This is a genomic window from Rhodococcus sp. SB1D (assembly GCF_048573875.1).
Classification (GTDB): Bacteria; Actinomycetota; Actinomycetes; order Mycobacteriales; family Mycobacteriaceae; genus Rhodococcus_F; species Rhodococcus_F qingshengii.
The window spans coordinates 1,187,569-1,195,937 of sequence record NZ_JBMAIQ010000001.1 but is presented as its reverse complement, the minus strand read 5'-3'; the positions used below and the strand labels follow the sequence as shown (position 1 = coordinate 1,195,937).

The following is an 8,369-nucleotide window of genomic DNA, read 5'->3' as shown; positions in this document are numbered from 1 at the left end:
CCCCCCCCCACCCCCCCCCCCCCCCCCACCCCCCCCCCGCACAGCAGTTTCTAGGCGTAGTCCAACGCACCTTCGGCGGGTGTCGGCACCCGGCGCCGTAGCGGCGAGCCCAATGCCCTCGCCAGATCCGTTCCGTCGTGCTCGGCAAGCAGCTCACCGTTCGACCAGACCAGCAGCGCGGCGCTGACAGCCTGTTCGGCCGTGGAGTGCGCGAGGTCGTAGTGCGCACACCCGGGGACGTCTGCGTATGTGATCCACAGGTCGTAGCCGGTCATGAAGAGATCCAGGTCGAACTGAACGCTCAAGCCGAGAAGCTCGCTGCGACCGTTGTCGTCGACACCGGCGAAAGCCTCGTCGAGTGCCAGCAGACGCGGGGCGTGCGGGTCGGCCGAGTCCAACATGACGTGCGCCGCCGCGAAGAGCGGAAGGTGCAGCGAGACGGACTGCTCGCCACCGGACAGCGCGCTGTGCCGCGCGACGGTAAGACGGTCTTCCTTGCCCTCACCGCTGATGAGGGTGAACGAGAACACGCGCCATTGACGGTAGTCGAGCGCCGAGGACAGAATCTCCGGGTACGAGCGTTCGGGGTGCGCCGCGCGGGCGGTACGGATCTGCGTCGCGAAATGTGCTCGCAGAGTTGCCAGTTCATCGACGCCGAGGGCCGACGCGTCTCGATCCAGCAGCTTGGAGATCGCCCGCGAGCTGTCGTCGAGGTTGTCGGCGAGCACCCAGTGAACGCCGATGGTATTGCCTGAGGACATCCGACGCTCACGCATCTCGGTGCCCATCTGTGCGATCAACTCACGTGCGTCGACCGTGCGCTCGTGGATCTGCTGAGCCAATCCCGTCAACAGGGCATCTTCGAGAATGCGACGCTCGGATTCGGTGAGCAACTGCTCCTGATCGCCGCGAGCGTCGTGGATCCGCGTTGCGAACTCGCCGATCGACGAATAGCCCTGATCGTCCTGGACTCGTACGACGGTCAGCCCATCCGGTGCATCCCACTGCAGACGGTAGTCCTGTCCGGCTGCTGCGAGTTGCGCGTCGAAGTCCTGCAGCGCCGAGGTCAGTGCCGTGCGGGTTGCCTTTCGGGCGCCGTCGGTGACTCGGACTGCCGAGGTCGCAGCCTCGAGCGCTCGGTACAACTTGTCGACGTCTTCGGGGAGGACAGGCGGGTGGGCTGCGTCCTCGCTGCGATCTTCGTTCTGGATGCGGTAGACCAACTGATCGGGGCTCATCCACGCCGCTGAACTTGCCGGCCAGCTCAGATGTTCCTTGACGCCCAACAACTCGAGAAGGTCCGGGCGCGCGTAGGGTGCGAGTCGCTCTGCATCACTGCGGGTTTCGGTCAGGGTGTGACGCAAGGTCTCCACGGCGGTGTTGTACGCACCCTCCGCCGTGCCGATCTGGAGGACGGCGGCGTCGTATGCCTTTCGCGCCGCACGCTGTTCGACCTTGCATTCTTCGATCTTCGCGCGGGCTTTTGCCAGGTCCAGGTCGATCTGCTCGGCGCTGGCACCGAGGGTGTCGCGCAGCGTCTCGAGACGCTGCACCTGCTGGAGCAGACTCTCCTCGGCGATGGCGGCTTCCTCGGCGAATTCCTCCGCATTGGCGCGTGATTCGTCGAGACGGTCGCGAGACTCGCGTTCGAGTTCGACTTCCTTGGCATGCTCCCGTCGGCAGCGCAGCGCCAGTTCCCCCTGCTTCTCGAAATGACGGATCGCCGCCGCGAGGGAGTCGAGTTCACGGCCGATATGCGGCGTCCGGTGCTGCGACGCCGTCGCTCGGAGTTGCTTTTCCTTCGCCGCGAGATCAGCGATCGCCGCATCGAGTTCGCGTTGTGCCGTTTCCGTGGCCTCCGAGCGAGTACGGAGTGCGCCGGCGGATTCGGTGACCGTCTTGAGTGCGCGCAGGATCGAACCTGTCTTCGGCAATTCCTTTGCCGCAGAGTTGATCCGGCTCAGTTGCTCGTTGGTCTGCGCCACCAGTGCCTTGGCCGTATCGACTGCCGCGGCAAGTTCTTCCAGAGCCGCGTCGATCTCGGTGATCCGAGCCTCGCGTCGACGCGCCCGTGCTGTGGTGCCGATGTACTCGGCGTCGGCCTTGACGTGCCGGCCACGCGCGACGCCCTGCCAGAAGCGGCCGTCGACGCCGATCGCGACGCTTGCGTCGGAGTCGCCCGGCGCCTCGACGAGACTGATCGACGCGAGAATGTCCTGTACCCGAGCGTCGGGTACGTCGGCATTGCCTTCGACCTCGAGGACGTCGGCCAGCGTTCGTCCCTTCGGACGCTGCTTGACGGTCAGAGCCGTCAGGAACTGCTCGCTGACGTGCTCGGGAATCTTCTCGTCCGGGCAGACCCAGCCGTCGAGCAGATTTGCCGCTTGGAGTGCGGATTCGATTCCCGTGGCCACGTCTGGTTCGACGGAATCGGCGAAGCGCACCAACTGCCACAGCGGTGCACCACCCAGTTCACTGCGGTTGTCGGTGCGTGCGTGGAAGGCAGGCGGAGCGTCGTCGTGTTCCGCGGAGACCCCCTTGCGCTCGGATTTGAGAGCCGCGATGGAGGCGTGTGATGCAGATATTTCAGCTTCGGCCTCACGTCGACGCTCGCGCAGCGTCTCGGTGCCGGCCTCGGTGTGCTCGGCGAGAACTGCGGACAGCGCCGGAGCGTCTTCGTCGCCGACCTCGGCGAGCGCCGCGTCGAGAGCTTCGAACAGCGACGTGTCGGCGCCGACAGCCGAAAACAGGGAGGAGTGATCGGTCCACCACGCGCGCAGCCCGCTGGCGCACTGACTGCGTGCGAGTTCCACGGCAGCTTCGCCCTCGAGTACCGCGGCCTTGGACGCTTCGAGCAGCTCTTGTCCACGGCGAGAGCTGTTTTCGGCCCGGGTTCGTTCGGTCGCCGCCTTCTCGACGGTCGCCAGTGCGGTGCGGACGACGCGTACGTCACCGTCACGCTCCTCGGCATGGCCACGGACTGCTGCCGTGATCTGGTCACTGCGTGAGCCGTCGGGCAGGGGAGTCCAGACGATGCCGGCGTCCTCAGCGGCCGCCTGCAGTTCGTCCTCGGCGCGCGAGAGTGCTTCGGCCGCACGCTTGACCGACGACGCAGCCTTGTCGGCTTCGTCGCCGCGTTGAGCGAGTGCGGCCTGCGCTTTCCGGGACTTGTCTGCCTGCTGCTCGGTCGAGAGCTTGAGCGTCGCGACGGCCTGGGCGAGGTCGTCGAGTTGCTGTTTGCCTTCGTACGCGCTCGAGCGTTGCAGTGCTTCGACATTGGCGCGCGCGTTCTCGAGTGCCTGCTCGGCCTGGTTGAAGCGCTCCTCGGCTGCTGCCCGCGCCTCACGGCTGCGGGTCTGGGCGAGCGACGACTCGTCCATGGCGGCAACACCTCTGGTGACCGCTGCGAGGCGGGTGCTGACCTGTTCGATCTCTCCGCGAGACTGCTGACGCAGGTACTTGGTGTAGACCCCGATGAAACTCTGGGCTGCCTGATCGGCGGCCGCGAGCCCCTCGAGCGCGCGGCCGACTTCCTCCATGTCGCTGAACGAACGCGCAGCTTCGAGGACCAACTGATCGTCGAGTGGACGGAGACCGTCGGTGAGTGCCTGCGAAAGGCCCTTCGGGTCGAGGTTCTTCGCGAGCTGGGGACGGCGAAGCGTGAGAATGAGATTGATCAGCTGGTCGTAGCGCTGCACTCCGAGACCGAACATTCGCGCGTCGATGGCTGTGCGGTAGTCGAGGGGACGGTCGGTGATGGAATCGCTGCCGAGTTGTTCGGCCAACTGCTTCTTGGTGAGAGGACGATCGTCGTTGCCGATCAGCGAGAAGTCGACTCCGACGCGGCCGTCGGCGACGAAGTACCAGCGGGTGACCTTGTCGTTGGTTCGGGTTGCCCGCATGCCGATTCCCACGGTCACCGACTCGGGATCTTCGAGGGAGCCGCGGCAGAACTCCATCCACACGTAGGAGTGCGCGCTGTCCTGGCCCCGGTAGAGCAGGTTGGACTTCATCGTGCGCTCTTCACCGGCGAACGGATTGAGGCGCCGCGGTTCGATGCGGCCGTCGAAGACGAACGGGAACAGGACCTCGAGGGCCTTGGTCTTGCCGGATCCGTTGGGTCCCCGCAGAACCAGTCGACCGTCGGCGAACGAGAACTCTTGGTCTCGGTAATCCCAGAGGTTGATGATTCCAGCCCGAGTAGGTCGGAAGCGGGCGTTGCTCATACGTTCTCTACCTCTGATAGTTCGCCGTTGGGGGAAGGTTCGGGGCCGAATTCGTCGACCGGATCCGGTGCGGAGTTGTCCACCGCGAAGTCGATCTGAGGATCGCGTTCGCGCACGGAGACCACGACGTCGCGGTACCGGGCAAGGACGGGCAACACCAGTACGCCGCCGTCGACCGCATGCGTCAGGCGCAGACGTTGCAGCAACCCGAGCGCCTGCTTGCGCAGCCCGTTGTGATCGGCCTGCCACTGCGCCGCGAAAGTTCGCCCGAACTGGTCCACCAACTCGGTGACCTTGTCAGCGAGCCAGTCGTCGTCGATTTTCGGGTACGTGACGGGTTCCGGTGGCTCGGTCGGTTCGCCGGCAGGAAGCGGGAATTCTTCTTCCTCGTCGGCGAGGTCCTCGAAGATCCCGGCCTCGGGGATGGCGGCATCGAGTTGTTCGATCAGGTGATCGTCCGACACGTGCGGGATCGGAAGTTTCGGCAGTTCAGGAGCGTCGACGTCGAGTACGCGGTCGGCAATCTCGCCGGCCAGGAGAAGCGCCACCTGAGCGATCGTTCCGGTGCTCGGGAAGCGGACGTCGGAGAGGCGACCGGTGGGATCGATCATCGCGATTCCCTCGGCGCGGCGCTCGGCCACCAACCCCGTCAGTAGTTCGACTTCCGACGCGGTCTTGGGCTGCGCCAACGCGATCAATTCGTGCTGATCGAGTTCACCGGCCAGTACGACCGGGCGCTCGACGAGTGCCCGACGTACTCGGCGTCCGATCTCTTTCGCGTCCACGGGAATTCCGTCGTCCTCGGAGGCGCTCGAGGTCTCGGCGGCCAGGAGTCCGCGGATGGAGTGCAGGTGCTGCAGGGCGCGCGGTGGACGGAACAGCGCTACGACGACGGAACGGTCGATGTCGTAGAGCGCTTCTCCCGCTTCGGGATTGGACGCCCAGCCGTTTGCGTCACCGTCGGCGAGGGCGATGGCGCCTCTGACTCCGAGCCAGCCCACTGCGTCGACGAAGGCGTCGCGGTCGGACGCACGATCGGTGGAGAGTTCGACGCCGTCGACTTGTGCAGCATCGGCCGCGACGTGATCGGCCAACTCCGACAACGTGATCTGGTTTCCGGCGCGGCCCAACGCGGCCAGGCACAATGCCAGGTAGGCGTAACGCGTGCGATCGAAGGTTCGCTCGGAGGAAGTTCGGGCCGGTGCCGACGGGTTGAGTCGATCCGACACCGTGAACAGGCGCGCGGTGGTCTCCGTCACCTCGAGGCGGTAGCCGAACAGTTCGAGTAGGTCGTCACGCAGCTCGGTGGCCCAACGGCGCAAGAGCGGCAACGCAATTCGATCCGGGTACGTCGAGGTGATCAGGTGGTTGGACAGGATCACTCGCGCCGCGCGTTGATACGAGTCGAGGGCAAGGGGCGTGATCTCGCGAGCTCTCATCGAACACTGACCTCGATGCCGTCGAGGTGCATACGCCCGCGGGCGGTCTTGATGGTGGTCGAACCGTCCGAGGGACTGAGCGTCAGCTTCACCCCGTTCTCACTACCGGTGGAGCTCTTGACGCGTCCCACCACCGGAACGCGCGCGGTCAGTGCTGCATTGAGCAGACTCAGCAAAACTTCGGTCTCCTGCTCGTTGAGTTCGCGCTGATAGACGCCGTTCGACGCGAGGGATTGCGCCGCGGCACTGCGCGTACGTTGCGCCGCCAGCTGCTCTTCGCGCAGGCGGCGGATGCTGCCGTCGTTGCGGGCGACTTTGCTCGGCAAGCCGGGTGAGGGCGGGCGGCCGGTTTCGGCGAGTGTTCGCGCGATCTCGACCGGCGGTGCCTCCCACCACGAGCGTGAGTGCGAAATGATGTCGGCGTCCGGATGCACCATCGAGAGATGGCGTGGACGACCGAGGTCGAACACTGCCTGGAACAGAGCATGAGCTGCGTCTTCGGACGGCGTGGCGGCGAACCAGCCGGCGAGGTGCCGGAGCTGGCTCTCACGGCTGACGCCGCCGCGACGGGTTTCCGTGACGCGGCGAAGGAGCGCCAGAACCGCGGCGATCGCGCTCATCGTGCCCTCACGTAGACGCTCGGACTCGCTGATCCCCGATTCCGCGGAGACGAACCAGGCGGTCAATCCTCGCCAGCGCGCAGCCCAGTCGTCCTCGCGTTCGGTGATCGGGACGAACACCCGTTCGTCACTGGCGGCGGCGAGGCGGATCATGCGATCGACCCCGGTGGATTCGACGTGCTCGATCGCCTCCTTGAGCTTGGGGGCGTAGCGAGCCAGATCGGAGCTGAACTCCCGCATGTGCGTGAGCAGAGCGTCCTTGTGCGTGAGGAAAGCCTGCGGAGTGATCTCCGTGGTCCGTACGAGGTCCCCGAGGGTCAGATAGAAGTGCGCGGCTCGATCAGCCATGTCGGAGAGTGTCGAGTCGAGGCGCTTGAGCTTGCGGAAGATCAGATCGCCGTCGGAGCTTCGGTTGGCCTCGGCGAGTTCGGACATGTCTGCGAGCAGGTCCGGCAGAGCGAGACGCGAGAGCGACGCCGAGTCCAGGCGTGCGGCGAGAACGTCCTCGACCGATCGATAGACCTGGTATCCGGCCTGACCGAACTGGTAGACGAAGTGGCGATTGCGGTACTCGGCCAGCGTGGCCGCGCGGGTGCCGTCGTAGCTGCGCTCGAGGATCTCCCACACGTGGAGCTGATCCAACAGGGGAGTGACCTCTGCTGCCGACAGATCGGCCGCCGGATCCGATCCACCGATCTTCTCGAGGATGTGGGCGACGGCTCCGGCATGCAGCAGGACGGTGTAGTTGGCGCGAGCATGGTCGAAGGCACGAAGTACCCAGAGGTACTCGGCCCGTTTTTCCGCGATCGTGAACGAAAACAGCTTCAGTCGATTGGTGTCGGCGTACGCGGCGTAATCGGGCGCACTCGTTTCTTCCACCATGACAGGGTAGGCGAGAGACGCCCCCTCTTTTTCCTACGGGCGATCCGTAGCAGGGGATGCGGCGCGTCGCCACTGCGATTCGTTCTCGATCATCCATGTGAGCAGGTGCTCGGCCGCCGCCTCGTCGGAGTCCGGGCCGACCAGCAGATCGGCGAACGCTTGGCTGGGGGCGACGATGCGGATGCCGTCGCGGGTGAGCAATCGGTCGAAGGCAGACGGTGAGAGGGGAGCGGTGATCCACACGTCACCGCCGGATTCCACCCGCCGTAGTCCGAGAGCGTCGGCGAACTGATCGACGTTGTCGGCATGGAAGTGGGCACGTCGAGTGGGCGCGTACCGAGCAAAGGGTGCGGCGGCCACCGAGGCGGTACCGGCGTAGATGTGACCGCTGAGCTGACGCAGTTGATCGAAGAGTGCTTCCAACCCGTCCGGCGCGTGAAAGCCGTGAGGCGTCGGCGCTTTGGCCCCGGCCTCAGCCGCCCATTCACGAAGCATCTTCGGCCAGCGGACGTCACCGATCCCACCGCGGGGGAGCCTGGTCACCAGTTCACGATCCGACAGTGTCTGAACCACCCGATAGGTTGCTCCCGTCGACGCACCGGCCAGGCGCACCAAGGCAGTGATCGCCAGTGGCGCCGCGAAATCGGCAAGCGCACGCACGACGCGAGCTGACGGATCGCCCGTCAACTGTCCGGAAGGACGTCCGGGCCCCCGCCACGGATCGGCGTCGGCTCCGCGTCCACGCACCCAGACGGCGGGTCGATCAGCGGTCAACGACACGTTGCCCGTGGCGTCTGCGTACGAGATCGCGTGGGAATCGAGCTGCCGGCGAACCGGCTCGGACAGATATTTTGCGCACACGAAGCCCGATTGACCGGTGGGGAAGCGATCGGCGATACCGGGAACGTCGCTGCTCAGGACACCGTGAGCGGCGTACACGCCGAATTTGGCCACCGAGCCGTCAGGGGAGCGGAGGTCGAGTCGGAGTGGCGCCTCGGACAGGTCGGGGGAGCGCTGCGTCGACAAAGACCAGGTAGGAGGCAAATTTTCTTCGATGACGGCAACCGATCGCCGAAAAATGTCGATCGGCCGTTCCGGTTCCGACTCAGATTCGCTCATGTTCCAATGGTATCAATATCTGTCGACGACGGAAACACGAAATTTTCCGAATAATGTTCGCCCTGACAGCCTCGCGACAACGG

4 protein-coding genes are annotated in these 8,369 nt (G+C 65.5%); all 4 read right to left on the bottom strand.

Annotated elements, in window-relative coordinates; translation table 11 throughout:
• Positions 1 to 50: 50 nt before the first annotated feature.
• The 4 genes from ACN50D_RS05450 to ACN50D_RS05435 are packed head-to-tail and all read right to left on the bottom strand — an operon-like array spanning position 51 to position 8,286.
• Positions 51 to 4,226, bottom strand: coding sequence for a TIGR02680 family protein (locus ACN50D_RS05450; RefSeq protein WP_211920137.1), 4,176 nt, complete (start codon positions 4,224 to 4,226; stop codon positions 51 to 53).
• Positions 4,223 to 5,665, bottom strand: a complete 1,443-nt coding sequence (locus ACN50D_RS05445) for a TIGR02678 family protein (RefSeq protein ID WP_211920139.1) — start codon at positions 5,663 to 5,665, stop codon at positions 4,223 to 4,225. Before ACN50D_RS05445 ends, ACN50D_RS05450 begins: the two co-directional genes overlap by 4 nt.
• On the bottom strand, positions 5,662 to 7,167 hold the full coding sequence (locus ACN50D_RS05440) for a TIGR02677 family protein (protein WP_007733760.1): 1,506 nt from the start codon (positions 7,165 to 7,167) through the stop codon (positions 5,662 to 5,664). Before ACN50D_RS05440 ends, ACN50D_RS05445 begins: the two co-directional genes overlap by 4 nt.
• A 33-nt stretch (positions 7,168 to 7,200) precedes the next feature.
• On the bottom strand, positions 7,201 to 8,286 hold the full coding sequence (locus ACN50D_RS05435; protein ID WP_007733759.1) for a hypothetical protein: 1,086 nt from the start codon (positions 8,284 to 8,286) through the stop codon (positions 7,201 to 7,203).
• Between the last annotated feature and the right edge of the window lie 83 nt (positions 8,287 to 8,369).

What these genes read in the sequence shown, in the direction of transcription:
- ACN50D_RS05450 (WP_211920137.1), bottom strand. Translation starts at nt 4,226, where the DNA reads ATGAGCAACGCCCGCTTCCGACCTACTCGGGCTGGAATCATCAACCTC.
- ACN50D_RS05445 (WP_211920139.1), bottom strand. Translation starts at nt 5,665, where the DNA reads ATGAGAGCTCGCGAGATCACGCCCCTTGCCCTCGACTCGTATCAACGC.
- ACN50D_RS05440 (WP_007733760.1), bottom strand. Translation starts at nt 7,167, where the DNA reads ATGGTGGAAGAAACGAGTGCGCCCGATTACGCCGCGTACGCCGACACC.
- ACN50D_RS05435 (WP_007733759.1), bottom strand. Translation starts at nt 8,286, where the DNA reads ATGAGCGAATCTGAGTCGGAACCGGAACGGCCGATCGACATTTTTCGG.